We start from the raw sequence: 26,342 nt of genomic DNA on the forward strand, positions 1-26,342 counted from the left end.
TACAAGCGTGTACTTAGGCTTGATTCATTTGTGGTGTAAGTGTCTGTGGCTGCTTACCTGGTAATGGTAAACGGATGAAGAATACAGGCACAGCCATAACGGCCATGACCCAGAACACATCAGCCCCCCAATCACCATAAACCCAACCACTGATTGAGGTTAGAATTGCCATCACCGCCCCTAGCGGAATCGCATTATACAATGACTGTAGTGCCACCATATGATTGCTAGGTGAACGCTCGATATAACGAATTGCGGCTAAGTGAGCCGCAGCAAATGTCACGCTGTGTAATGACTGCACCGCAAACATTGCCCATTGATCAGTAATGGTCGCAGTTAACCCCCAACGCACCAATACACCCACAGCAGCTAAACGGAACATATTATTAATAGACCAGTTAGCAAATAAGCGCTTACTTACCAGAAACATGCCGACTTCAGCGGCAACACTAAAACTCCATAAGTAACCAATCACCGATTCATTAAAGCCTATTTTCTGCCAATAAATCGAACTGAAACCATAATATGCGGCATGACTGCCCTGCAATAATGCTGCAATTAGCATTAATTTAATCACTGAACTATCACGCAAAATCTGCATTAATGCAGGACGTGTTTGCTGATGGCTATCAACATCAACAGGCATCACCGCAGGGTTACGGGCTGCCATTAATTGTGCGAAACCTAAGCCTGCTAATGCAACCCAAGGAATAATATCAGCCCCATAACGTTGCGCGAGAATGCCGACAACGGTAGAGCCTGCAATAAAGGCAATAGACCCCCATAAACGGGTACGTCCATAATCTAAATGGCCTTCTTTAGCATAGTGGTTTGTTATTGCATCAGAGATAGGTACGATAGGACCAGCAGATAAATTAAACAACACCGTGACGGCTGCCAGAGCCCAGAGGTTACCACCACACACAATATAAATAATACATGCCACTAACCCTAGTAACGTAAAGCCACGTAAGGCTGGAATTAAATGTTCGACTTTATGGATCCGTGGTGTAATCACTAAATTAGCAATACAACGCACAGCAAAACCTAAGCCTAGTAACAAGCCAATATCAGAATCATCGACCCCTATATGTTTAAACCAAATCGCCCAAAAGGGTAAATAGACCCCATAAGAAAAGAAAAATCCCAATAGATATTGGGATGTCCAGCCATAAGGCTTACTTTTAAACATAATAAATCTCAAAGTGTGGTAGATGAAAAACCGCTCTATTATGCCGTAAATTAACCACAACGCCGCAATGGTTCAGTGATGTTTACTCTAAAATAACAAATATTCACAACCTAATTGCGACAACGATCACACTCAATATCAATCCATTACTCAGTTAATGGCATAAGCAGTGCACAAAATACAATGTAACCCACGTGCAACAGCATAAGCTCATCAAATTACACCGTGATCTCATCCTAAAGTCTAATTGTCGAGACCGTGAGAATCCTCCACTTTAACCATTAATATCACTTAAAACAGTGGTTATTCAATATCACGACCATCACCCCAATAAGGGAAAGAACTCAAGGAGAACAGGGATGAGTGAGGTTCATATTTATCCAGTTGATAATGCAATAGCGAATAACGCCCATATCAACCACGACCAATATCGTGAAATGTACCAACAATCAACGGTTAACCCTCAAGGCTTCTGGCGTCAGCATGGTCAAATCATTGATTGGATCACCCCATACACCAAAGTGAAAAACACCTCATTTGATAGTGGTCATGTCAGCATAAAATGGTTTGAAGATGGTGAACTTAACGTTTCATCCAATTGTATTGATCGCCATCTTGCTGATCGTGGCGATCAAGCGGCGATTATTTGGGAAGGCGATGATCCTAATGATGACGCCACCCTAACCTATAATGATCTTTACCAGCAAGTCTGCCAATTTGCTAATGCCCTTAAAAGCCAAGGGGTACGTAAAGGTGATGTTGTATGCCTTTACATGCCTATGGTCGCAGAAGCTGCGGTTGCTATGCTGGCATGTACTCGTATTGGCGCGGTACATACTATTGTTTTTGGTGGTTTTTCCCCTGAAGCCCTCGCTGGTCGTATTATTGATTCTAATGCAAAAGTCGTGATCACCGCGGATGAAGGGGTGCGTGGTGGGCGAGCCGTTCCTTTAAAACAAAATGTTGATGATGCTCTCGCTAATCCATTGGTTACCAGCATTGAAAAAGTAGTGGTCTTTCAACGCACTGGTGGTGACATTGAATGGCACAGTGAACGTGATGTGTGGTGGCATCAGGCGACCGCGATCGCTTCTAATCATTGTGCTCCTGAGCCAATGAATGCTGAAGACCCACTGTTTATTCTCTACACCTCCGGTTCAACAGGTAAGCCTAAAGGCGTGTTGCACACCACTGGTGGCTATTTGGTTTATGCCACCATGACCTTTAAATATGTTTTTGACTACCAACCCGGTGAAGTCTATTGGTGTACTGCCGATGTTGGCTGGATCACAGGTCACAGCTATTTGGTTTATGGCCCCCTTGCCAATGGCGCGACCACGGTTTTATTTGAAGGTATACCGAATTATCCATCCACTAGCCGAATGAGTGAAGTGGTTGATAAACATCAAGTCAACATCCTCTATACTGCCCCCACTGCAATTCGCGCGTTAATGGCAAAAGGTGATGAAGCGATTGCAGGAACCCACCGTTCATCATTACGGATCATGGGATCTGTCGGTGAGCCAATTAACCCAGAAGCATGGGAATGGTATCACCGTACCATTGGTGATAGCCGTTGCCCGATTGTTGACACCTGGTGGCAAACAGAAACTGGCGGCATTCTTATCAGCCCGCTACCTGGTGCAACGGCACTTAAACCAGGCTCAGCAACGCGACCTTTTTTTGGTGTGCAACCAGCATTAGTTGATAACGTCGGTAATATCCTTGACGGTGCGACTGACGGTAACCTTGTAATGACCGATTCATGGCCGGGACAAATGCGTACATTATGGGGTGATCACGAACGGTTTGAACAAACCTACTTCTCAACCTTTCCCGGAATGTATTTCTCTGGTGATGGCGCTCGACGTGATGAAGATGGTTACTATTGGATCACAGGTCGAGTTGATGATGTGCTAAATATTTCAGGTCACCGTATGGGAACCGCTGAGATTGAATCGGCTTTAGTCGCTTTTGATAAAATAGCAGAAGCGGCGATCGTCGGCGTCCCTCATGCCATCAAAGGTCAAGCGATTTACGCGTATATCACCCTTAATGATGGTGAATATCCAAGTGCTGAATTACATAAACAAGTTAAAGATTGGGTTCGAAAAGAAATAGGGCCCATTGCTACCCCTGATTTTCTTCACTGGACAGATTCATTACCTAAAACTCGCTCAGGTAAAATTATGCGCCGAATTCTACGCAAAATTGCCACAGGAGACACGGGCTCTTTAGGGGATACATCAACACTCGCAGATCCAAGTGTGGTTGATAAACTGATAGCAGAAAAACAACAATTATTCTAAATCGTGCTTATCCCTAAAAAAGCAATCTAACTAAGATCAAAAGACCGCAACTGTGGTCTTTTTTTATGCAGTTATTAATGATAATTTAAATCGAATTCAGCTTAGGATAAGCTAGTTAACGCTAAAATATCGCGTTAACCTATTCGATATTGATAATATTTTTTAAAAAAGCCTCATTAAATAAGCTTATTAATGATCTTTTTTAAGCCCAATTATCACACCGTAATAATAACTGACGAAAACACAGTTTTATTACTAAATTCTTGCACTTAGTTACGTTACATTGACGTAGGATAAACGTATTAACATCTACTAACATTCTTACAACGGCTTACACCTGTTCGCGCAAAAAGTGGTGATTAGACCAGTATTTTGCTGCGATTTGCGTTGAATTCTCTATAATTGGTTCACAATTAATGTTTGGTAGTAAAAAAACGGACACATGGAAGTCAACTTGTAGATAGCCACAAGTTGTTCGAGTTTAACCTCATAAACAAGTGATGAGACCTCAAGATGCCAACCATTAAACGAATTTTACTGATTAATGGACCCAACCTAAATTTATTAGGTCTGCGTGAGCCTGAACATTATGGCCAGCAAACACTCACGCAACTGGTTCAGAAATTAACGACCAAAGCCGTCGATTTAGGCGTGGCATTAGAACATATTCAATCAAATGCGGAACACGAGTTAATTGATGCGATTCACCAAGCCTATGCTAACGTGGATTTCATTATTATAAACCCAGCAGCTTTCACTCACACTAGCGTTGCTATTCGTGATGCCTTACTTGGGGTTGCTATTCCGTTTATTGAAGTACATTTATCTAACGTTCACGCACGTGAACCTTTTCGTCATCACTCTTACTTATCGGATAAAGCGGTAGGCGTGATTTGTGGCCTTGGCCCTGACGGTTATGAATTCGCCCTACAGGCAGCGATTAATCGCCTGCATGCAGATAGCTAACTGAACAATATATAAAGAGAAAAATAATGGACATTCGTAAAATTAAGAAGCTAATTGAACTGGTTGAAGAATCTGGTATTGCAGAGCTAGAGATTTCTGAAGGTGAAGAATCTGTTCGAATCAGTCGTAGTGTTCCCGTCACTGCTATGCCACAACAATATGCTGTTGCTCCTATGGCGGCACCTGTTCAAGCAGCACCTGTAGCAGAAGCTCCTGCATCATTCCAAGCACCAGAAGCACCTGTTGTTGCACCTGGTCATAAAGTGCTTTCACCAATGGTAGGTACTTTCTACCGTGCACCAAGCCCAGAAGCAAAGAACTTCATTGAAGTCGGTCAATCAATCAACATTGGCGATACACTATGTATCGTTGAAGCAATGAAGATGATGAACCAAATTCAAGCAGACAAAGCAGGTAAAATCGTTGCAATTCTTGCTCAAGAAGGCGATGCAATTGAATTCGACCAACCGCTTGTAATCATCGAGTAATCGAGGCTCCTGGCTATGTTAGATAAATTAGTAATTGCGAACCGAGGTGAAATTGCACTTCGAATTCTTCGCGCATGTAAAGAACTAGGTATTAAAACCGTTGCGGTTCACTCAACCGCTGACCGTGATCTTAAGCACGTACTATTAGCAGATGAATCTGTTTGTATTGGTCCTGCTCGTGGTATTGATAGCTACCTTAATATTCCTCGCATTATCAGTGCGGCAGAAATCACTGGCGCAGTAGCGATTCACCCAGGTTACGGTTTCCTGTCTGAAAATGCAGATTTTGCAGAGCAAGTAGAACGTTCAGGTTTTATTTTTGTTGGCCCTAAAGCAGAAACTATTCGTCTAATGGGTGATAAAGTTTCAGCAATTAACGCCATGAAAAAAGCCGGTGTACCTTGTGTTCCCGGTTCTGACGGCCCACTTGATGACGATGAAGCGAAAAATAAATCTTTCGCTAAGCGTATTGGTTACCCAGTTATCATTAAAGCCTCTGGTGGCGGCGGTGGTCGTGGTATGCGTGTAGTTCGTTCTGAAAAAGAACTGACTGAAGCGATTGCGATGACTCGTGCAGAAGCAAAATCTTGCTTTAATAATGACATGGTTTACATGGAAAAATACCTTGAAAACCCACGTCATATCGAAGTTCAAGTTCTTGCTGACGGCCAAGGTGGCGCAATTCACTTAGGCGAACGTGACTGTTCAATGCAACGTCGTCACCAAAAAGTAGTTGAAGAAGCACCTGCACCTGGCATCACTGAAGAAATGCGTAAATACATCGGTGAACGTTGTACACGTGCATGTTTAGAAATCAATTACCGTGGCGCAGGTACATTTGAGTTCCTATATGAAAACGGTGAATTCTACTTCATTGAAATGAACACCCGTATTCAAGTTGAACACCCAGTGACTGAAATGGTAACCGGTGTTGATCTGATTAAAGAGCAATTACGTATTGCGGCAGGTCAACCATTGTCATTTAGCCAAAAAGATATTCAAATTCGTGGTCACGCGGTTGAATGTCGAATTAACGCAGAAGATCCTGAGCGCTTCCTACCTTGCCCAGGTACGATCACACGTTTCCACTCTCCAGGTGGTATGGGTATTCGTTGGGAATCTCACATCTATACTGGTTATACTGTACCGCCTTACTATGATTCAATGATTGGTAAGTTAATCGCTTATGGTGAAAACCGTGATGTGGCTATCTCACGTATGCGTAATGCATTAAGTGAAATGATCATTGATGGTATTAAAACCAATATTCCGCTTCAGCAAGATATTATGGCTGATGAGAACTTCCAAAAAGGTGGCGCTAACATCCACTACCTTGAGAAGAAGCTTGGTTTACAGTAACAACGTTATATGACATCAAAAGGCTGCCTAAGGGTGGCCTTTTTTATTTTTAACGCTGCCATCCCTTATTGGTTGGCGTTCTAGGCGTGGCATAAACCCCTATCTTTTGCCACAATAGCCCCCTTTTTTGACCGCTACCACTGATCCTCATCCTTCAGTAGTAGATTCTTTATCAATAATAACTGGAGAAACCGCATGAAAACGCTTTCTGCCCGCTACCGCCAAGCACATAAAGAAGCGTACTGGGCGATAGGACTCGCGTTAGCTTATTTTCTTTGGTGGTATGTTTCCGCCTATGGGTTTGCCCCCGCTATCAATGATCTCAGTATGCCAACCCTTTATTTTGGTTTCCCATTGTGGTTTTTACTGTCATGCATTGTCGGCCCAATTGTTTTTACCATCCTGTGTGCCTTGATGGTGAAATTTATTTACCGTGATCTCCCTCTTGAAATAACAGACGATAAACCACATGAATAGCCAACTTATCATTCCTTTAGTACTGTATTTAGCCGCTGTTTTTGGCGTTGCACTCTATACTCGCCGTTTTCAAGGTAAAGGGAACTTCTTAACTGAATATCTCGTCGGTGGCCGCAGTATGGGCGGTTTTGTTCTCGCTATGACCCTAGCGGCAACCTATGCCAGTGCCAGTACTTTTATTGGTGGACCAGGAGCCGCTTATAAAATGGGCCTAGGGTGGGTATTACTCGCCATGATCCAACTCCCCGCAGCATGGTTAACATTAGGTGTGCTTGGTAAAAAATTTGCCATTGAATCTCGCCGTCACAATGCGTTAACCCTCAATGATATTTTATATGCTCGCTACCAACACAAAGGCGTAGTGATTTTCGCCTCTTTATCATTATTATTGGCCTTTTTTGGCACCATGGTGGTGCAATTTGTTGGTGGAGCACGCTTACTACAAACCGTCACAGGACTATCTTATACTCATGGTTTAATGCTATTTGCGATCACGGTTGGGCTCTATACCACCATTGGTGGCTTTCGCGCAGTCGTCATGACCGATACCATTCAAGGGATCATGATGATCATTGGTACGATCGCGCTGCTAGTCGGGATCGTTCACACGGGCGGTAGTATTGGTGCACTCGTCACCAAACTACACAGTATTGATCCAGCATTAGTCTCTCCTTACGGACCTCAGCATTTTTTAAGCCAACCTTTTATGCTGAGCTTTTGGATTTTAGTCTGTTTTGGCGTAATAGGTTTACCTCACGCCGCAGTTCGTTGTATGTCTTACAAAGACAGCCGTTCACTGCATAAAGGCATGGTAATCAGCACTATCATGGTTGCCCTATTAATGTTCGGTATGCACTTAGCTGGCGCACTCGGCCGTGCCATTGTGCCTAATATCGCCAGTCCAGACCAAATCATGCCAACCTTAATGGTGACAGTATTGCCACCAGCGGTTGCGGGGATCTTTTTAGCCGGACCGATGGCGGCTATTATGTCGACCATTGACTCTCAATTAATTCAAGCGTCAGCAACCTTACTTAAAGATTTATATATTAATTATATCAATCCTAAGATAGCTGAAGGTGAAGCCGCTGAAACTAAATTACCCAAACTATCACTCTGGGTAACTGCTATTTTTTCGGCACTGGTGTTTGTGGCAGCAATGAACCCACCCAATATGATTATCTGGCTCAATTTATTGGCGTTTGGTAGTTTACAGGCAGTATTCCTGTGGCCATTAGTACTCGGCCTTTATTGGGAAAAAGCCTCAGCAACGGGTGCCTTTGCTTCAATGATTGTCGGATTAACAACCTATCTAGCGCTATCATTAGGCAAGCCTGATATGGGGGGGATGCATGCAATTGTTCCCACATTAATTATTGGTTTACTCGCATTTATCATCGGCAGTTATGTTCGCCCAAATAAATTGAAACCCATCAAGGTTAACTAATATTTCATCGGTAATTACACCAACATAGCCGTAAATTAACCAGAGAGAGCCAATCGGCTCTCTCTTTTTTATCGGTTGTTTAGCATCTGCTAATGGGGATTGGTGAAATTTCATGCTAAACTGCGCCCCCTATGTTCAAGTAGTCACAAAATAAGCGAATAAACCATGCCTTGGATTCAAATTAAACTGAACGCTACTGCAGAGAATGCAGAAGCAATTGGCGACATGCTAATGGAAGAGACTGGTGCTCTATCTGCCACTTTCCTTGACGCACAAGACACGCCAGTTTTCGAGCCAATGCCAGGCGAAACCCGCCTATGGGGCGATACTGATGTGATTGGTTTGTATGATGCTGAAGCCGACATGGATTTCGTGCTGAACATGCTAAAAAACAGCCCACTTATTGCTGATGATTTTGCATATAAAATCGAGCAGTTAGAAGATAAAGATTGGGAACGTGAATGGATGGATAACTTCCACCCAATGCGTTTTGGTCGTCGTTTATGGATCTGTCCAAGCTGGCGTGAAGCACCAGAACCAGAAGCCGTTAATGTACTGTTAGACCCAGGTTTAGCATTTGGTACAGGTACTCACCCAACCACATCATTGTGTCTTGAGTGGCTAGACGGTCAAGATCTAACCGGTAAAACCATCATCGATTTTGGTTGTGGTTCTGGTATTTTAGCCATTGCCGCACTGAAATTAGGCGCTGCAAAAGTGATTGGTATTGATATCGATCCACAAGCTATTTTAGCCTCTCGTGATAATGCTGAACGCAATGGTGTTTCAGATAATCTAGAGCTATATCTGCCACAAGATCAACCACAAGGTATTCAAGCCGATGTGGTAGTTGCTAACATTCTAGCCGGCCCATTGCGTGAATTATCACCAGTGATTAAGAGCTTGGTAAAAAATGGTGGTGACCTAGCAATTTCAGGTGTGCTTGAAAGCCAAGCTGAAGATGTTGCGACTTACTACAGCGATGAAATCACATTAGATCCAGTAATGGCACGCGAAGAGTGGTGTCGTATCTCGGGTCATAAAGCATAAAAATTACGGTAATTGGTTGCTGCTGTTGATTATTATTAATTAATTTAACGGGTCAATTGATTGAAAATCATGCGATTTTGACAAACAAAATCATCATGCTCAATTATTGGCCTTTTCAGCAGCGTAAAAAATGCGTAAAATGCGCGCCCTTACTGGCACAGTCAGGTAGAGACATTTTGCATATCGGTCCATATCAACTTAAAAACCAACTGATAGTCGCGCCAATGGCGGGTGTGACCGATCGGCCATTTCGTGAATTATGCCTTCGCTACGGTGCAGGCATGGCTGTTAGCGAGATGATGTCGTCGAATCCAGATCTCTGGAAAACGTCTAAATCGCTCAATCGTATGGTTCATGAAGGTGAATCAGGGATTCGCTCGGTTCAGATAGCAGGGGCTGATCCAAAATTGATGGCCGAAGCTGCGCAATTCAGTGTTGAGAACGGTGCGCAAATCATCGATATCAACATGGGATGCCCAGCCAAGAAAGTAAATAAACGATTAGCAGGTTCTGCGCTATTGCAGTATCCCAATCTTATCGAAGATATTCTTCGTACAGTCGTGGACGCAGTAGATGTTCCCGTGACGCTTAAAACCCGTACCGGTTGGGATCTGGACAACAGGAACTGTGTCAACATAGCCAAACTCGCCGAACAATGCGGCATACAAGCCCTCGCCCTTCATGGACGTACCAAAGCTTGTATGTACAAAGGTGAAGCGGAATATGACTACATTAGAGCGGTGAAACAAGCCATCTCGATCCCAGTTATCGCTAACGGTGATATCGATAGCCCGGAGAAAGCACGCTTTGTACTCGATTATACGGGTGCCGATGCTCTGATGATTGGCCGACCTGCACAAGGAAAGCCGTGGATTTTTAGAGAAATCCATCATTACTTAACAACCGGTGAACACCTCGCTGCGCCGTCAATTGATGAAGTTAGCGAAATTATGTTGGGGCATGTTAAGGCACTTCACCAATTTTATGGTGATTACCTAGGATTACGCATTGCACGTAAACACGTGTCTTGGTACTTGAAAGAACATGCACCTGCAGGTGATTTCCGCCGGACCTTCAACGCACTCGAGAATGCTCAACAGCAAATCGATGCGCTGCAAGGCTACTTCGAAAACGTTGCATAAATACTAGAAGAGCTTACAGAATTATGTTCGAACAAAATCTGACTTCCGAAGCGTTAACAGTAACAACTGTAACTTCACAAGACCAAATCACACAGAAACCATTACGTGATTCAGTGAAGGCATCCCTTAAAAACTACCTTGCTCAATTAAATGGTCAGGAAGTCGACGATCTGTACGAGCTTGTGCTTGCAGAAGTTGAACAACCACTACTAGACACTATCATGCAATACACTCGTGGTAACCAAACACGTGCTGCAACCATGATGGGTATCAACCGTGGTACGCTACGTAAGAAACTAAAGAAATACGGCATGAACTAAACCACACTGGTTTAATGATTGTAAAAAAGCCCATTTCATCGTGATGATGAAATGGGCTTTTTCATTATAGAAGGAAAAACACACTAGCTATATTTAATTTCAATACGCATATTTGAAAAATTTCTGCACATAATCACATTGGCGACACTGAACAATACGTCGAATAAAAAGGCGCTGGTAAAATTTGCGGTGTATTCTTTCAATATCATATGATTGACAGTTATTGCATTGACTCACATTCACCCCTTTAACATCACAATATACAACGTAAAGCATACTTCAAATACACTCAAAGTAAAACAAGTTGCATAATAATAGCGGTGTTGTTTGGTGCAAATAATGCCATTTAATCATCAATAGAGCGTTAAGCCCCTCTCGACATTAACATTTATTTTTATCATTTGATAAAAACGCCATTCATATAAATAAAATGATCCCTGTACAACAGCGATTTATAACAATAAAAAATGCGCATACGGCTTAAAATATATCAGGCTCAAAATTTAGTTATCTGATTTATTTAAAAACGTATACTTAAAGTCTTTATGGATATGACCGCATTCATTACAAATGGTGACACGTTTAATAAACAAACGTTGGAAGAATTTTCGATGTTTTCTGTCAATATCATAAGACTGACACTTACTGCATTTGCGCATAATTAATCTTCACTTAGTACATAAAAGTGTGCTTAATTATATCGTACCCGCCTAAATATGTATTCACTCAGGATATAGAAGTGCGGCCAATTATACGTTATTGGCCACACTCACTACTGCAACGTAACTTGCCTTAACAAGGCCATCGTCTCAATAACATTAAATATCAATAACAACAATTAACACTTTACCAGTTGATGTAATGCAGCGACCAGCGCTTGTACACCAATTTCCACCTTGCTACGTGGGCATCCAACATTTAAACGCACATGCCCAATTCCTTCCACGCCATAAGTATCACCACGCATAATCGCAACGCGGTACTCATTAATTAATAAATGCTGTAATGCATCCATATCAACATTAAGAGGACGTAAATCAATCCATGCCAAATAGGTTCCTTGCGGTACGCAGTAGTTAAGCTCAGGAAACGCGTATTCAAGCTGCTGTGCCACATAGTGTAAATTCGCTTGTAGATATTCTTTCAAGCTCTCTAGCCATTCCTCACCTTCGTTATAGGCCGCTATATGCCCAATAACACCTAAAATAGACGGTGACGATAAACCATGTGCAGCTTTCAATTGGATTAAATAACGCTCACAAACCACAGAATCCGCAATAAAGGCATAGGCACCTGTTAATGCAGGAATATTAAATGACTTGGAGCCTGAAGATACTAATGCCCAATTATCATCCATTGCGACTGCTGGCCATGGAATATACTCATTAAAAGCCATATCCATATGGATATCATCAGAAATGACTTTCACTTGATGCAACTGGCAGATCTGCGCCATACGACTAAGTTCAGCCCGTGTCCACACCCGCCCTGTCGGGTTTTGAGGACTACACAATAGCAAGACCTTACACTCAGCACGTGCAGCTTGCGCCTCAAACTGTGGCCAATCAATCTCGTAACCACCACGATGAGTTTTCAGTAATGGACTAGTGAGCAACTGCCGTTGGTTGGCCTGAATCATATTCGCAAAGGCATCATAAGCAGGAGTATGAACTAAAATACCATCGCCAGTTTCAGTCCACTGCTGTACCAGCTGCGAAATAATATAAATAACCGATGGTCCATAAACAATATGATCAGGATTTATTTCAGTATGATAACGATGAGAAAACCATCCTGTAATAGCAGACTTAAAATCATGATGGTTCCAACGACTATAGCCAAACACGCCATGAGCTAACCGTGTCGTTAACGCTTGTTGAATACACGGCGCAACAGCAAAATCCATATCAGAAATCGTGAAGGGTAATAAATCATCGCTACCAAAACGATCAGCCACATAGTCCCATTGCGTACAATAAGTACCGTAGCGATTCACAGGCGTAGAAAAATCAAACATAACAACCTCGCAAGTAACCTTAAAAAATGTCAAAAAAAAGCGGAGCGTTAAGCTCCGCTCGTTACGTTATGCGCTAACAGGTAGCAGTCCTTGAATTTCGTTTTTAACCATATGAACCTGTGGCCCAATCACCACTTGTAAGTTATGTTCATCAAGCTTAACCACCCCTAAAGCACCATTAGCCTTTAGAACAGCATCATTGACTAAACTCATATCATTAACCGATAAGCGTAACCGCGTAATACAGTTATCTAACGAGACTAAATTATCAGCCCCGCCTAATGCCGCTAAAATTATATCGCCTTTATAGCCGGTGGTTTTTTCACCCGTTACAGCAAAGGCCAATGCTGCTTCAGTTTCAACTTCACGCCCTGGCGTTTTAAGATTAAAACGCGTAATTGCAAAGCGGAACACGCTGTAATAAACCACAAACAAAATCGCAGCAACTAACGGCACTAAATACCACTTTGTTGCCGTGCCTTGTAGCACACCAAAAATTAAGAAGTCGATGATATTACCATCAGTATTACCAATCGTTACCCCAAGCAAGCCCATCACCATAAAGCCAACTCCAGTTAAAATCGCATGCACGACATACAACGCAGGAGCAACAAACAGGAACAAAAATTCTAATGGCTCGGTGATACCACCAATAATACAAGCAATCACACCTGATAATAATAATGCTTTAACCTTGCTACGATTCTCAAGGCGCGCACAATGGTACATCGCTAAAGCTGCACCAGGTAACCCCCCTAAGAAGACCGGCATTTTACCTTGAGATAAAAAGGCAGTTGCAGAGCCAGAGAAGCCTTGAGACGTTGGACATGCTAGTTCTGAATAGAAAATATTCAGCGCACCACTGACCGTTTTACCACACACTTCTAACGAACCACCCGCCTCAGTAAAACGTACTAAAGCAACTAAAACATGATGCAAACCAAAAGGTAACAACAAGCGTTCACCAGTACCAAATAAGAATGGACCAAACGGACCAGCATGAGAAATCAAGTTACCAATACCAGTAATACCCATCGCGAAATATGGCCACACCACAGGAACGACTAAACCAACCACACCCAAGACTAAAGTTGAAATGATAGGAACAAAACGCGCCCCCCCAAAGAAAGCCAATGCATCCGGCATCTTATAGGTATAAAAACGTGCATGCAGTTTAGCAACGATAATACCGACAATGACCGCTCCTAAAATACCAGTATCAATCGATTCAACCCCAAGAATTGACTTAACCCCATACGCTTTTTCTGCCGTTGGATCGCCAATAACACCCGCAACGGTTAAATAGAAATTAATCGAAAGATTTAATGCGGAATAACCGACAAAGCCAGCAAAAGCAGCGACGCCCTTTTCTTCTCGCGCAAGCCCCAGAGGAATCGCAACCGCAAACATAATAGGTAGATAAATAAAGGCCACTAGACCAATTTTAGTCATCCACATAAACAATAATTGCAAAATGGTGTTATCTAAAAAAGGCATGCTCTCTTTTACAGCAGCACTCGACAGTGAACTACCGATCCCCAATAAAATACCTGAGAACGCCAATAATGCGACAGGAAGCATGAAGGTTTTGCCTAAGCTTTGGAAAAATTCCCACAGCGTCGTTTTAGGTGCAGATTTAGCCATAATAAATCACTCACTACCGATACAGTCAACGTCAATAATAAAGAGGTAAATCGTTTTAGCTCTTTATTGAAAAAAAACGTCGACAAAGATGAGCTCAAGACTTCTGCCAACGCTTTTGATAAATTACGCAATCAATGATAAAACGTTTTACCTATTTTTATCGCTAACAAGATCACGGAAATATAGCGCGTTAGCACCCATTTCCAAATTTGTGATCCTGTTAGAATAATCACTATCAATCTAACATTTTCAAATGCAACAACATGAATAGGAAACATTCACTTATGGCGAGTAAGACACCCAAAATAAAAATAACTGATGTCGCAGCCTATGCTGATGTATCTGTCTCTACCGTCTCATTAGTGCTCAGTAATAAAGGTCGAATATCAACCGCAACCATTGATAAAGTGAATCAAGCTGTCGCTGATTTAGGCTATGTTCGTAATACTGCGGCGGCAAATTTACGCACATCTCACTCCAATTTGATCGGATTGGTATTAGCCGATATTACCGATCCTTTTTATACAGAGATTACCGCAGGTATTAGTGAGGTATTAGAACAACAAGGGTATTTATTATTTTTAGCGCAATCGAATCATAATCCGCAAAAACTAATCCAATGTGTACAATCGATGATTCAGCAAGGTGTCGCAGGTATCGCTTTTAGCCCTGAAAGAGAAGCAACCGCAACGGTTATTACCATGGCACAACAAGCAGGGATCCCTGCCATCTGTTTAGCACGAGCAACAGTTAACAACGACGTTGATTATATCGCTCCAGATAATCACCAAGCTGCTGTTATTGCCAGTCAATATTTAATTAAGCAAGGCCATCGTCATATCGCTTATGTGGGAGGATCTGGGGAGTCTTTAACGCGTGCAGAACGCTTAGGGGGCTTTGGTAGTACATTGATCCAATATGGATTGCCATTTAAAAATGAATGGATCATTGAAGCTGGAAATCAACAATTACATGCAGCAACAACGGTACAGCAGTTATTAACTCAGCACCCCAAAATAACCGCGATCTTATGTCATAGTCCCACTGTCGCATTAGGGGCTATATATGGTGTCAAACGGTGCGGGAAAAGTGTTGGAAAAGATAATTATATTGATCAACAGGTCGCGATCATTAGTTTTGATGATATTGTAGAAGCCACATTAAGCCAACCATCATTGACCGTTGTAAGTTCACCCGTCAGAAATATTGGCTATCAAGCTGGTCAGCGCTTACTTATGCGAATGAAAGCAAATGATAGTGCCGTTCAGCATATAATCCTCACACCACAACTTATCTGCCGCGATTCAGCCTAATAACCGCAACCAATAAAAAAGCTTCGCCATAACGAAGCTTTTTTATTTATAATTTAGCAGCGATATACCTTATAGGTAATCACACAAGTAGGCTGTGGTCTTGGTCACTTTTACATGGAATGCGCTATCACCAGGCACTTCAAAATCATCACCAGCACCATAAGTTTCCCAATCAACATGACCCGGAAGTTTTACGGTAAGCTCGCCTTTTACGACAGTCATACGCTCAGGGGCCGCGGTTGAAAAAGTATATTCACCTGCTACCATCACACCAACACTGGCATGATCACCGGCAGATTCAAAGCCAACAGATTTCACTTGGCCATCAAAATATTCATTCACTTTTAACATTGAATTTCCTTATTGCTAAACAGGTAAAGCAAATTTTAGAAGCCCTGAAACTATCACAATTTCAAATGAACCACTAACGAAAAATATTCGTCAAAAATATGACGCACTGGGCCAGTTTTCACTTGGATCTACACTAAAAAGTACTACACTGGAGCCCATCGCTATTTGTTGGAATTATGACATTGAAAAAGATAACCATCGCAGCCCTTATTATAAGCACCTTTGCTGTAGTCGGTTGTTCAAGCCAAAATAAGCAAGATCTCAAACAAGGCTTAACTGAGGTCGGTCATGCTACTCGTGATGCAACCAAAGCTACTGGTCATTTCTTTCGAGACACAACCAAAGATGTGATCAGTAATGTCAAACAAGCCACCAGCGATTAATGACCACATTGGCATTGCCCTGAATGACAAGGCTCAGGTTTTACTTCAGGGTTTGCCATATCATCACTGTCATTCAACGCACCAAGAATAGAACAATGGCTAGCGTCATCATTACGATGACCACAACAAGCGTCATTGATCTTTTTTAACGCGCCACGGATCCGTTGTAGTTCAGCAATTTTACTATCCACTTCATCTAATTTAGCCTGCGTGATCGCTTTAACTTCAGCACAACTATGTTGACTTGCTTCAAGACGAATATCCAGTAACTCACATATTTCACCGAGACTCAAACCAATCGCTTTTGCCCGTAAAATAAATTTAACCCGTGATAAGTTATCCTCACTATAGAGGCGATAACCACTGTCACTTCTACCCGCAGGTTCAATCAACCCATTCTTTTCATAAAAACGTAATGTATCACTACTGACATTACATAATTTTGCTAGTTGCCCTATTAAATACATTTAAACGTCCTTTCGACTACCTCGATATTTCAGTGATCACACTCAAATAGCAAACGTTTGCGCAATATCGATATTCATGTAGAATAGGCATCAGATTGATACATATCGTTTACTTATTTTTAGCTTTGCTCGATTTTAGCCGAGGATATTTCTCAACGCCAATCTAATCCCAGTAGATTGGTATTGAAAAATATCCTATTCACTGTGTATTAGAGAGATGGTAGCAATGGAAAACGTTCGTCCTATTCGCCGTGCGCTGCTCAGCGTATCAGACAAAACTGGTATTGTTGAATTCGCTCACGCCCTCGCCAATCGCGGCATAGAGATCTTATCTACGGGTGGTACCGCTCGTTTACTTGCAGAACAAAACATTGCAGTTACTGAGGTTTCAGATTACACCCACTTTCCTGAGATGATGGATGGCCGTGTAAAAACCCTACACCCTAAAGTACACGGTGGTGTTTTAGGCCGCCGTGGCATTGATGATGCGATCATGGCACAACACGGTATAAACCCCATTGATATGGTGGTAGTTAACCTCTATCCGTTTGCCGAAACCGTTGCTAACCCTCATTGCAGTTTAGAAGATGCAGTAGAAAATATTGATATTGGCGGGCCAACCATGGTGCGCTCAGCGGCTAAAAACCACAAAGACGTAACGATTGTGGTCAATGCTGACGATTATGATCGCGTCCTTACTGAAATGAGTGCCAATAACGGCTCATTAACTCAGGCGACACGGTTTGATTTAGCTATTGCTGCATTTGAACATACTGCCGCTTACGACGGTATGATAGCCAACTACTTCGGTACTATGGTGCCTTCTTACGGCGATAACAAAGAAGGAGATCAAGAGTCAACGTTCCCCCGCACTTTCAATCAACAGTTCGAGAAAAAACAAGACATGCGCTACGGGGAAAACAGCCACCAAGCAGCCGCATTCTATGTTGAAGCACACCCACAAGAAGCCTCGGTTGCTACAGCAACGCAACTACAAGGTAAGGCGCTTTCATACAACAACATTGCCGATACTGACGCGGCACTTGAGTGTGTTAAAGAATTTGACCTTCCTGCCTGTGTGATTGTAAAACACGCCAACCCATGCGGTGTCGCTCTAGGTGAGAATCTGCTTGAAGCCTACGATCGCGCTTACAAAACCGACCCTACCTCTGCCTTTGGTGGCATTATTGCTTTTAACCGTGAACTTGATGCAGCAACCGCACAAGCTATCGTTGATCGCCAATTTGTTGAAGTGATCATTGCGCCTAAAGTCTCACCACAAGCAACAGCGATTATCGCTGCTAAGAAAAACTTACGCCTACTTGAGTGTGGTCAATGGTCGACTAAAACTACCGGTTTTGATGTTAAACGTGTCAATGGTGGCTTATTGGTTCAAGATCGTGACCAAGGCATGGTATCGGTAAATGATCTCACAGTGGTATCAAAGCGCCAACCAACCGCTGACGAATTACGTGATGCACTATTTTGCTGGAAAGTGGCGAAATATGTTAAATCGAACGCGATTGTCTATGCCAAAGGCAATATGACTATCGGTGTCGGTGCCGGTCAAATGAGCCGCGTTTATTCTGCCAAAATTGCCGGCATTAAAGCCGCTGACGAAAATCTGGAAGTGGCGGGCAGTGTGATGGCATCAGATGCGTTCTTCCCTTTCCGTGATGGTATTGATGCCGCAGCAGAAGCGGGGATTACCTGTGTTATTCAACCGGGAGGCTCTATGCGTGATGATGAAGTCATTGCCGCGGCAGATGAACACGGCATGGCAATGGTGTTTACTGGTATGCGTCACTTCCGCCACTAAGTTGTTATCACTGACTTAAGTGAGCAAACAATGTCGATTTAGTCTCTGCTCTTTTATTATAAAGAGCAGAGATTTTTAAGTATTTAGCGTAAAGCAATAAGGATTAACGATGAAAGTACTGATCATTGGTAACGGTGGCCGCGAACACGCACTGGGTTGGAAAGTCGCACAAAATCCAACGGTAGAAAAAATCTTCATCGCCCCAGGTAATGCTGGCACTGCCCTTGAACCAAAATTAGAAAATATTGATATTAGCGTTGAGAATATTACTGGTTTAGTTGCGTTTGCGCAGAACAATCACATCGAACTGACTATTGTTGGCCCAGAAGTACCATTAGTGATTGGTGTCGTTGATGCCTTTCGTGCTGCTGGATTAGCCATTTTTGGTCCCACTCAAGCCGCAGCTCAACTTGAAGGATCTAAAGCGTTCACTAAAGATTTTTTAGCTCGCCACAATATTCCCACCGCCGATTACCAAAACTTTACTGAAATTGAACCTGCTTTAGCTTACCTAAAACAAAAAGGCGCACCGATTGTAGTCAAAGCCGATGGTCTCGCGGCAGGTAAAGGCGTAATTGTTGCCATGACAGAACAAGAAGCCGAAGCTGCTGTACGCGATATGTTAGCTGGTAACGCCTTTGGTGAAGCCGGACATCGGGTTGTGATAGAAGAGTTTCTTGATGGCGAAGAAGCCAGCTTCATCGTCATGGTCGACGGTAAAAACGTTTTACCGATGGCCACCAGCCAAGATCATAAACGCGTCGGTAATGGCGATACAGGTCCCAACACTGGCGGTATGGGCGCTTACTCACCAGCCCCCGTTGTTACGCAACAAATTCATGATCGCGTGATGAAAGAAGTGATCTATCCTACCGTTGAAGGTATGGCGGTAGAAGGCGCTCCTTACACTGGCTTTCTCTACGCCGGTTTGATGGTAATGGCTGACGGCACCCCAAAAGTGATTGAATATAACTGCCGTTTTGGCGATCCAGAAACGCAACCGATTATGCTACGGATGCAATCAGATTTGGTTGAGCTTTGCTTAGCTGCCATTGATGGCAAACTTGATAGCGTTGAGTCAAAATGGGATCCTCGCGCGGCTATTGGAATTGTACTAGCTGCTGGCGGTTATCCTGCCGATTATAACAAAGGCGATATTATTAACGGCTTACCTCAACAAGAATTAGCGGGAGAAAAAATATTCCATGCAGGTACCACCAATAATGTTCACGGTGATGTCATCACTAATGGTGGCCGAGTGTTATGTGCGACGGCAATGGGTGATACCGTTCTAGCAGCACAACAACGTGCTTATGCATTAGCACAGCAAATCTCATGGAATGGCATGTTCTATCGTGATGATATTGGCTATCGTGCCATTGCTCGCGAACAATAACCCCTCCACGTCAATCCTAAAAAAACGCGCTCACAGGGCGCGTTTTTTTATAACGAATAAATATTGAACAGAAATGAAACAGATCAGTCTTTCAATAAATTCGGTGCTACCAAACACTGCTGCTGTTGGCGTTGCAGTAACACATCATCAACCACCAATTGCTGTTGTCGTAATTGACCACTGACGGCCATATACCCCTGACCTGATAGTTTTTCAGCCGACGCTTGAGCAACTACCTCGATCGGTTGTTGCTGCTGACACGGAATAAATTGCTGCTGTTGCCAATGCCCTTGTACCCATGTTTGCTGACGATCAGACAGTTGTTCGACGGTGGCTGCTAATGCTTGTGCTTGCTGGCGTAATTTATCAATTTTCTCATTGGATAGCGGAAGGATATTTTGCCCTTGCTGGTAACGCTGAAATACCGCTAAACCATGGCTATCAAATCGTAATTGCAACTGAAATGGAATAAGGCTGCCATCGATACGTTGCTGACCCTGTTGATAGAGCTCAAACAGCTGTCCTGAACGCCAACGGTAGTTAGCTTGATATTGTCCTTGATTTGGAGTGAAAACACGCTCACTGAGCGTTATAGGCTGATCAGGACGAAAGGTATACCAATAAAAATGAGGGCCATCAGTTGCCATTTGAGCAACAGTGACAGTTTTAGGCGTAATTACTGCATTTTCAGCCATGTCGCTTGCCGCACAGCCTGTAAGTAAAAATACAACCGCCAGAGAAAGCGTTAGACGTGTCATAAAAAAAACGCCAGTCGCAAATGCAAACCGGCGCTATTTTCAATTACTTTAACGCGTCTTTAAGTGCCTTGCCCGCTACAAACGCAGGAACGTTAGCAGCAGCAATTTGAATTTCCGCACCTGTTTGAGGGTTACGGCCAGTGCGAGCTGCACGATGATTCACTTTAAATGTACCAAAGCCAATTAGTTGAACCTGGTCGCCATCTTTTAGCGCATCAGTAACGCCTTCAAGAGTAGCTTCCAATGCTAATTTTGCTTGTGCTTTCGACAAATCTGCTTTTTCTGCGATCAGGTCAATCAGTTGGGTCTTGTTCATTAGGTTTCCCTTCTAAGGTTTTGGGCTTAATACCGCCCAACTCTAATTCAAAAGAAGCCTGTGTGGCAAAGGTTTGTCGGCTTTTATCTGTCTAAATGGAGACTCTTTAACCATAAACTGAGCTAAAGTTCACAAAATGTTACTAATAACATTCAAAAAAGAGTTGTTTTTATTTCCACCAGCCCCGATTAATATAGCCGAAATTCGCTGATTAATTGACAGGTTGATATGGTACTGCTTACGATTTACATCTCTGTAGCAATAGGGGTGTCGTTTATTTGTTCCGTTTTAGAAGCGGTTTTATTGAGTATTTCGCCGGGATATATCGGTACTTTACGTCAACAAAACCACCCCGCAGCAGCTAAACTTGCCGCACTCAAAGATAATATAGATCGACCCTTAGCCTCAATCTTAACCCTAAATACTGTGGCCCATACCGTGGGTGCTGCAACCGCAGGTGCGCAAGCGACCGTTGTCTTTGGTAGTGAATGGCTGGGGGTATTCTCTGGTGCACTTACCGTTGGTATTTTATTACTGTCAGAAATCATTCCTAAAACTATTGGTGCAACCTATTGGCGTCAATTAGCACCAACCAGTGCCATTTTATTACGTTGGATGGTGATTGTATTAATGCCACTCGTATGGATATCAGAACAAATCACCCGTCGTTTGGCGCATGGTCACGTCCAACCCAAGCTACGAGATGAATTATCAGCCATGGCAATGCTAGCCCACGAATCAGGCGAATTGGGTGCTGGCGAGTCGAAAATCCTCACCAACCTACTGCAATTTAAAGATGTCAGCGTCACCAAGATCATGACCCCGCGTCCGGTATTATTCCGTGTCAATGCTGAGCAAACCATCAACGAATTTTTAACCAAACATAAAAGTAGCCCGTTCTCACGCCCATTAGTGTTCAGCGAGCAAAGCGACAACATTGTCGGGTTTGTGCATCGCTTAGAATTGTTTGCAGAAAGCCAAGCAGGTAAAGGTGGTCAAGAGCTAGGAGCATTAATGCGCCCTCTACCAGTAATAATGAATAATGTCAGTGTACCAAAGGCATTTGAGCGCTTAATGAAAGAGCGTTCACAGTTAATTCTTATCGTTGATGAATACGGCACTGTCCAAGGGCTTGTTACTCTGGAAGATATTTTTGAAAGTTTAGTTGGCGAAGAAATCGTTGATGAAGCCGATAAAAACACCGACATGCAGCAGTTAGCTTATCAACGTTGGGATAAGTGGAAGAAAAAACATAAGATGATTGAAAATAATGATGACGATATTTAAAACACATCATTAATACTAGCCACATTAATACTAGCCACAAAAAAGGGACCATAAACGGTCCCTTTTTATTATTCTTCTTCTGTCATTAATAACGATAACAGCTAATTACAATTTACCGATCAGTTGTTATCCACACAATAACTATAACCACTCAGACGACTCACCATCCAGCCCGCTATCAACACCAATACTGTCGGTAAAACCCAGCCAGCATAATAATGATATAACGGTAAGTGTGCCGTTAAAGCGTTATCAACCGCCGTAGGCATCACACCAAGAATATGAGCCGCATCAACACAACCAAATACCGCAGCGGTTGCCACCACCGTCAATACCGCAGCTTGAGATAATTGATGGCGCAGTGGCGCAATCATTAATAACGCAATCGCAATGGGGTGTAATGCCACCACAACAGGTAAGGTCACTTCTAATAACTGTGCTAAACCAACATTCGCAATAAGACCTGATAGCGCCATAATTACCCACACACTTTTAGAGTAAGTGACTTTACTAAAGCTGCGACTATAAAATTCACTGCCTGCCGTTGTCACACCAATCGCGGTAGTCAAACAAGCTAGCACCAATACCGACCCTAAAATGATGGTACCAAAAGCGCCAAAATGTAAGTTAGTAAATGCCGTTAATATTTCACCGCCATTTGCAAAGCCTGTGCCTAAGTCTGCACTGGTCACACCAATATACGCCAATGACAAATACACTAATGCCATCGCTGATGCATACATGATCGCAGCAATAAAAGTATATTTAGCGATAGCTTTAGGGCACTTAACCCCCATCCCTTCAATCGCTCTAAAGATCACCCAGCCAAAGCCAATCGAACCAAGTGCATCCATCGTCATGTAACCTTGTGTCATTCCCTCAGCCATCGCGCCAGTCGCATAAGGGCCAGAAGCAACATGCACCTCTCCTGATGGGTACAACAACGCAACCACGGCCATAATCGTTAAAATAGTCAACAATACTGGTGTTAACCATTTCCCCAAGCTATTTACCAACTTCCCTGGATATAACGAAAATAAAATCGCCGCGAAACAAAACACAATTGAAAATGGAATTAAGCCACTATCACCAATAAATGGCGCCAAACTAAATTGATAAGCAACGGTAATAGTACGAGGAATAATAAAGGCAGGACCGATAACAATAAACAGCATCACCCAAAAGCTGGTCGCTAACGGTTTAGGTAACGCAGCCGTTAAATTATCAGAACCGCGTACCCAAGCGACAATCACTAACGCTATTGCAGGTAAGCCAACGCCTGTTAATAAAAAGCCCGCCATACCGCTAAGAAAATTATCTCCCGCTTGATAACCTAAATAAGGAGGAAAAATTAAATTTCCCGCACCTAAATACATGGCGAAAGTCATGAAGCCTAAGGCGGCGATATTACGTGCACTTAACATAGTATTCCTTGGTAATTACTTTGCAGCTTGGAGAAAGCGAGATGGGATGTAACGTAAGTAGATCCTGCTAGCTTGCTCACAAGCTGACAGAAAAATAGGTATGGCCTGTCAGCCTTGAATAAGATTCAAAGAGAGCAGGAGGAGCGAAGTCGCCATTGATTTGCAAATAGCAACGATAGTCGAACTGAAGCAAGATATAACAACGTTTACAGTAGAATGTTTCATATTTGCCTCCTTCTAACTAACAGACCACGAATGGCGTAACTGAAGTGCTACGCAATGGTTATGTTATAAACGCCAACGGGCTACGATTACAAGAGCCAAAACAAAATAAGTGGAATGGCGTAAACTTTATCCGCTAAGCAGTCACATTCACTGCTTTTAAAGTTTCAAATTAGCATAAACAACTGAAGTGAATTCAACATTTTTTTAACATAAAATATCCATTGCCTAATTATCACATCATAAACAGCATTTATTCATTACAGTTCAAATAATAATTAACCTAAATTACACTAAAAAAATAACACCAAATAAAAAAAAAGAAGCCCATAGGCTTCTTTTTTATTGAGTCAATAACGATTAATTACATTCAATACCGATATTACTAATTGGCTCATCACGTAACTCCGCACGCAGATCTTTAATTAAATCGATATCACGACGCTCTGCTTCTTTTAGCGCGCGGAAAATTTCCCACTGAGTATCCCACTCTGCGCATACTGCTTCATTTTGTTTTTGATTGTCGTTAGTAATTTCAATGCCTGTTTGTGCAGACTCTAAATCCGCCACAGTTTCGGCAGATAGAGCACTTAACTTAACGACAGTTTCCATCATCAGATCACGATCTAACATCGCATGTAAAAGATCTGCAAGTGCTACACAAGCATCAATCGCGGGGCGCACGGCATACAGATCATAATCGTTTTCACTTGGTACCATGTCTTCTAACTTTTCAAGCTGACTTTCAAAGTTAATTTTGGCATTTTTAACCGTGAGGATCTCCCACACGCTATCTAAGATCACTCGGTAACGTTGACCATCAGTAAACTGTGTTTCAGCACAGAAAAAAGCGTAGTTCGGATACATACGCTCACATAACGACACCATAAAAGTCAGATGTTGCCAAGGTTCTAATTTTTCTAAACGTAACTGGATTGGATTCTTAAGCATGGGATAATCTACAGTAGTGATTTAGGTTGAAGTTTACTTGATAAACGAAAGCTACAAAAGGAAAAGCATGATCAAAGTTAAGATCGTCTCTCGGCAACAGCAACGTTATGTACAATTGCTGACTAACGCACAGCTACCTCTGTTGAAAATAACAGAAGATCCGCAACAAGCCACCGTATTGCTTGCAGATCCTCCATTGATAGCCCCCCATTTAGCAAAATATCCACATCTACAATGGCTACAATCCACTTATGCTGGTATTGATGCGCTGATTAAACCCGAGATTAGACAAAATTATCAACTGACTAATATTCGCGGGATCTTTGGTCCGTTGATCGCCGAATATATTTTAGGCCATATTCTCAACCACCAGCGTCATTTTCATCAATATAAAGTGCAACAACAGCAATCACATTGGCAATCACATCCTTATCAATCCATGGTAGGTAAAACCATGGTGATTATCGGCACAGGCACTATTGGGCAACACTTAGCAAAGGTTGGAACAGTACTTGGCTGCCATATCATTGGTGTAAACCGTAATGGTATCGCTGCCAGCGCTGATTTTCAGCAAACCTATGCTATTACCGACTTAAACACCGCTCTGACTCAAGCCGATTATGTTATTTCAATTTTACCCGCAACCGCTGACACCGATGATCTTTTTGATCAAGATAGCTTTAGTCATTGCAAAAATGCACTATTTTTCAACGTTGGTCGAGGTAATGCTGTTAATGAACAAGCACTAATAATGGCACTTGAGCAACAATATATTGCTCATGCCTTCATTGATGTATTCAAAACAGAGCCGCTTATACCAAATCACCCTTTTTGGCTCCACCCAAAGATCACCATTACGCCGCACATTGCAGCAGAAAGCTTTCCAGAACAAGTATTTACTATTTTTAAAGCTAACTACTTCCGTTTTCAACAACAGCAAAAACTTAACTATCTCATTGATTTTAAAAGAGGTTATTAATAGATTAGACCACTAACTATTAATATTATCAGTAGTTCACATTTCACTAACAACAACGATCCTAGCAAGATCCTGCTTAACCTGCAGTGGTTTTTGAAGCGCCCATAAAATAATGACGAAAAAAAACCACACCGAGATGGCGTAATGCATGTGAATTAAGATAATTTACGCTTCCTTGAAGGCCTAGTCGCATAGCGACTAGGCCTTTTCTTTACTGCCCTTGGATAACTTCTTTCCTGCCTTTCTGGTAGTACAAAGCTTTCTG

At 42.6% G+C, this 26,342-nt stretch carries 24 protein-coding genes; 15 read left to right on the forward strand and 9 right to left on the reverse strand.

Features of this window, described 5'->3' with window-relative positions:
• Window positions 1–13: 13 nt before the first annotated feature.
• On the reverse strand, window positions 14–1,192 hold the full coding sequence (locus C9I86_RS17880) for a 3-phenylpropionate MFS transporter (RefSeq protein ID WP_107277094.1): 1,179 nt from the start codon (window positions 1,190–1,192) through the stop codon (window positions 14–16).
• Window positions 1,193–1,551: 359 nt separating this feature from the next.
• Between C9I86_RS17880 and acs the strand changes: the two genes are divergently transcribed.
• The 9 genes from acs to fis all read left to right on the forward strand — a co-directional run bounded on the left by acs (window position 1,552) and on the right by fis (window position 10,750).
• On the forward strand, window positions 1,552–3,501 hold the full coding sequence (gene acs / locus C9I86_RS17885; RefSeq protein WP_107277095.1) for an acetate--CoA ligase: 1,950 nt from the start codon (window positions 1,552–1,554) through the stop codon (window positions 3,499–3,501).
• A gap of 513 nt (window positions 3,502–4,014) precedes the next feature.
• Window positions 4,015–4,467 (forward strand): type II 3-dehydroquinate dehydratase, encoded by a 453-nt coding sequence (gene aroQ / locus C9I86_RS17890; protein WP_080158695.1) that lies wholly within the window; start codon window positions 4,015–4,017, stop codon window positions 4,465–4,467.
• Between the two features lie 26 nt (window positions 4,468–4,493).
• Entirely contained in the window at window positions 4,494–4,955 is a 462-nt protein-coding gene (gene accB / locus C9I86_RS17895; protein WP_080158696.1) for an acetyl-CoA carboxylase biotin carboxyl carrier protein, read from the forward strand.
• A gap of 15 nt (window positions 4,956–4,970) precedes the next feature.
• Window positions 4,971–6,314 (forward strand): acetyl-CoA carboxylase biotin carboxylase subunit, encoded by a 1,344-nt coding sequence (gene accC, locus C9I86_RS17900; RefSeq protein ID WP_080158697.1) that lies wholly within the window; start codon window positions 4,971–4,973, stop codon window positions 6,312–6,314.
• A 195-nt stretch (window positions 6,315–6,509) separates the two neighbouring features.
• Window positions 6,510–6,791 carry a YhdT family protein gene (locus C9I86_RS17905; RefSeq protein WP_080158698.1) on the forward strand — a complete coding sequence of 94 codons (282 nt, stop codon included), beginning with the start codon at window positions 6,510–6,512 and terminating at the stop codon, window positions 6,789–6,791.
• Entirely contained in the window at window positions 6,784–8,238 is a 1,455-nt protein-coding gene (gene panF / locus C9I86_RS17910; RefSeq protein ID WP_080158699.1) for a sodium/pantothenate symporter, read from the forward strand. Before C9I86_RS17905 ends, panF begins: the two co-directional genes overlap by 8 nt.
• Window positions 8,239–8,403: 165 nt before the next feature.
• Window positions 8,404–9,288, forward strand: a complete 885-nt coding sequence (gene prmA / locus C9I86_RS17915) for a 50S ribosomal protein L11 methyltransferase (protein WP_080158700.1) — start codon at window positions 8,404–8,406, stop codon at window positions 9,286–9,288.
• A 176-nt stretch (window positions 9,289–9,464) separates the two neighbouring features.
• Entirely contained in the window at window positions 9,465–10,430 is a 966-nt protein-coding gene (gene dusB / locus C9I86_RS17920) for a tRNA dihydrouridine synthase DusB (RefSeq protein WP_080158722.1), read from the forward strand.
• 23 nt (window positions 10,431–10,453) lie between these two features.
• Window positions 10,454–10,750 (forward strand): DNA-binding transcriptional regulator Fis, encoded by a 297-nt coding sequence (gene fis, locus C9I86_RS17925; RefSeq protein ID WP_005372656.1) that lies wholly within the window; start codon window positions 10,454–10,456, stop codon window positions 10,748–10,750.
• Between the two features lie 838 nt (window positions 10,751–11,588).
• On the opposite strand, the gene C9I86_RS17930 is transcribed toward fis, so the two are convergent.
• Window positions 11,589–12,767 carry a MalY/PatB family protein gene (locus tag C9I86_RS17930; protein ID WP_107277097.1) on the reverse strand — a complete coding sequence of 393 codons (1,179 nt, stop codon included), beginning with the start codon at window positions 12,765–12,767 and terminating at the stop codon, window positions 11,589–11,591.
• Window positions 12,768–12,833: 66 nt separating this feature from the next.
• On the reverse strand, window positions 12,834–14,411 hold the full coding sequence (gene malX / locus C9I86_RS17935; RefSeq protein WP_107277098.1) for a maltose/glucose-specific PTS transporter subunit IIBC: 1,578 nt from the start codon (window positions 14,409–14,411) through the stop codon (window positions 12,834–12,836).
• Between the two features lie 284 nt (window positions 14,412–14,695).
• Here malX and malI point away from each other — a divergent pair, with 284 nt between their 5' ends.
• Window positions 14,696–15,724 (forward strand): Mal regulon transcriptional regulator MalI, encoded by a 1,029-nt coding sequence (malI, locus tag C9I86_RS17940; RefSeq protein ID WP_107277099.1) that lies wholly within the window; start codon window positions 14,696–14,698, stop codon window positions 15,722–15,724.
• A gap of 69 nt (window positions 15,725–15,793) precedes the next feature.
• Here the strand turns inward: malI and C9I86_RS17945 are convergent, their stop codons facing one another.
• The gene (locus C9I86_RS17945) at window positions 15,794–16,075 is read right to left on the reverse strand and encodes a pyrimidine/purine nucleoside phosphorylase (RefSeq protein WP_036788928.1); all 282 of its coding nucleotides are present in this window, start codon (window positions 16,073–16,075) and stop codon (window positions 15,794–15,796) included.
• Window positions 16,076–16,251: 176 nt separating this feature from the next.
• On the opposite strand from C9I86_RS17945, the gene C9I86_RS17950 reads away from it, so the two are divergent.
• Window positions 16,252–16,458 carry a hypothetical protein gene (locus C9I86_RS17950; protein ID WP_080158704.1) on the forward strand — a complete coding sequence of 69 codons (207 nt, stop codon included), beginning with the start codon at window positions 16,252–16,254 and terminating at the stop codon, window positions 16,456–16,458.
• Here C9I86_RS17950 and zntR read toward each other — a convergent pair.
• Window positions 16,455–16,925: a Zn(2+)-responsive transcriptional regulator gene (gene zntR / locus C9I86_RS17955; protein ID WP_080158705.1), complete on the reverse strand. Its 471-nt coding sequence runs from the start codon at window positions 16,923–16,925 to the stop codon at window positions 16,455–16,457. The two genes, C9I86_RS17950 and zntR, sit on opposite strands and share 4 nt — an antisense overlap.
• A gap of 226 nt (window positions 16,926–17,151) precedes the next feature.
• Between zntR and purH the strand changes: the two genes are divergently transcribed.
• Both purH and purD read left to right on the forward strand, forming a co-directional pair.
• Window positions 17,152–18,744 (forward strand): bifunctional phosphoribosylaminoimidazolecarboxamide formyltransferase/IMP cyclohydrolase, encoded by a 1,593-nt coding sequence (gene purH, locus C9I86_RS17960; RefSeq protein WP_080158706.1) that lies wholly within the window; start codon window positions 17,152–17,154, stop codon window positions 18,742–18,744.
• Between the two features lie 109 nt (window positions 18,745–18,853).
• Window positions 18,854–20,140, forward strand: coding sequence for a phosphoribosylamine--glycine ligase (gene purD / locus C9I86_RS17965; RefSeq protein ID WP_107277100.1), 1,287 nt, complete (start codon window positions 18,854–18,856; stop codon window positions 20,138–20,140).
• A gap of 83 nt (window positions 20,141–20,223) precedes the next feature.
• On the opposite strand, the gene C9I86_RS17970 is transcribed toward purD, so the two are convergent.
• Window positions 20,224–20,898 carry a DUF1481 domain-containing protein gene (locus C9I86_RS17970; protein WP_080158708.1) on the reverse strand — a complete coding sequence of 225 codons (675 nt, stop codon included), beginning with the start codon at window positions 20,896–20,898 and terminating at the stop codon, window positions 20,224–20,226.
• 43 nt (window positions 20,899–20,941) lie between these two features.
• Complete coding sequence (gene hupA, locus C9I86_RS17975; RefSeq protein ID WP_036788936.1) at window positions 20,942–21,214, reverse strand: nucleoid-associated protein HU-alpha; 273 nt, start codon at window positions 21,212–21,214, stop codon at window positions 20,942–20,944.
• 228 nt (window positions 21,215–21,442) lie between these two features.
• Between hupA and C9I86_RS17980 the strand changes: the two genes are divergently transcribed.
• Window positions 21,443–22,501: a CNNM domain-containing protein gene (locus tag C9I86_RS17980; RefSeq protein WP_080158709.1), complete on the forward strand. Its 1,059-nt coding sequence runs from the start codon at window positions 21,443–21,445 to the stop codon at window positions 22,499–22,501.
• Between the two features lie 119 nt (window positions 22,502–22,620).
• Here C9I86_RS17980 and brnQ read toward each other — a convergent pair whose 3' ends face one another.
• Complete coding sequence (gene brnQ / locus C9I86_RS17985) at window positions 22,621–23,925, reverse strand: branched-chain amino acid transport system II carrier protein (protein WP_107277101.1); 1,305 nt, start codon at window positions 23,923–23,925, stop codon at window positions 22,621–22,623.
• 582 nt (window positions 23,926–24,507) lie between these two features.
• Entirely contained in the window at window positions 24,508–25,098 is a 591-nt protein-coding gene (locus C9I86_RS17990) for a YjaG family protein (protein ID WP_080158711.1), read from the reverse strand.
• Window positions 25,099–25,165: 67 nt separating this feature from the next.
• Here C9I86_RS17990 and C9I86_RS17995 point away from each other — a divergent pair, with 67 nt between their 5' ends.
• Window positions 25,166–26,077 carry a D-2-hydroxyacid dehydrogenase gene (locus C9I86_RS17995; protein WP_107277102.1) on the forward strand — a complete coding sequence of 304 codons (912 nt, stop codon included), beginning with the start codon at window positions 25,166–25,168 and terminating at the stop codon, window positions 26,075–26,077.
• The last annotated feature ends 265 nt before the right edge of the window (window positions 26,078–26,342 follow it).

Origin of the sequence: Photobacterium sp. NCIMB 13483 (genome assembly GCF_003025475.1) — a bacterium.
Taxonomy (GTDB): Bacteria; Pseudomonadota; Gammaproteobacteria; order Enterobacterales; family Vibrionaceae; genus Photobacterium; species Photobacterium piscicola.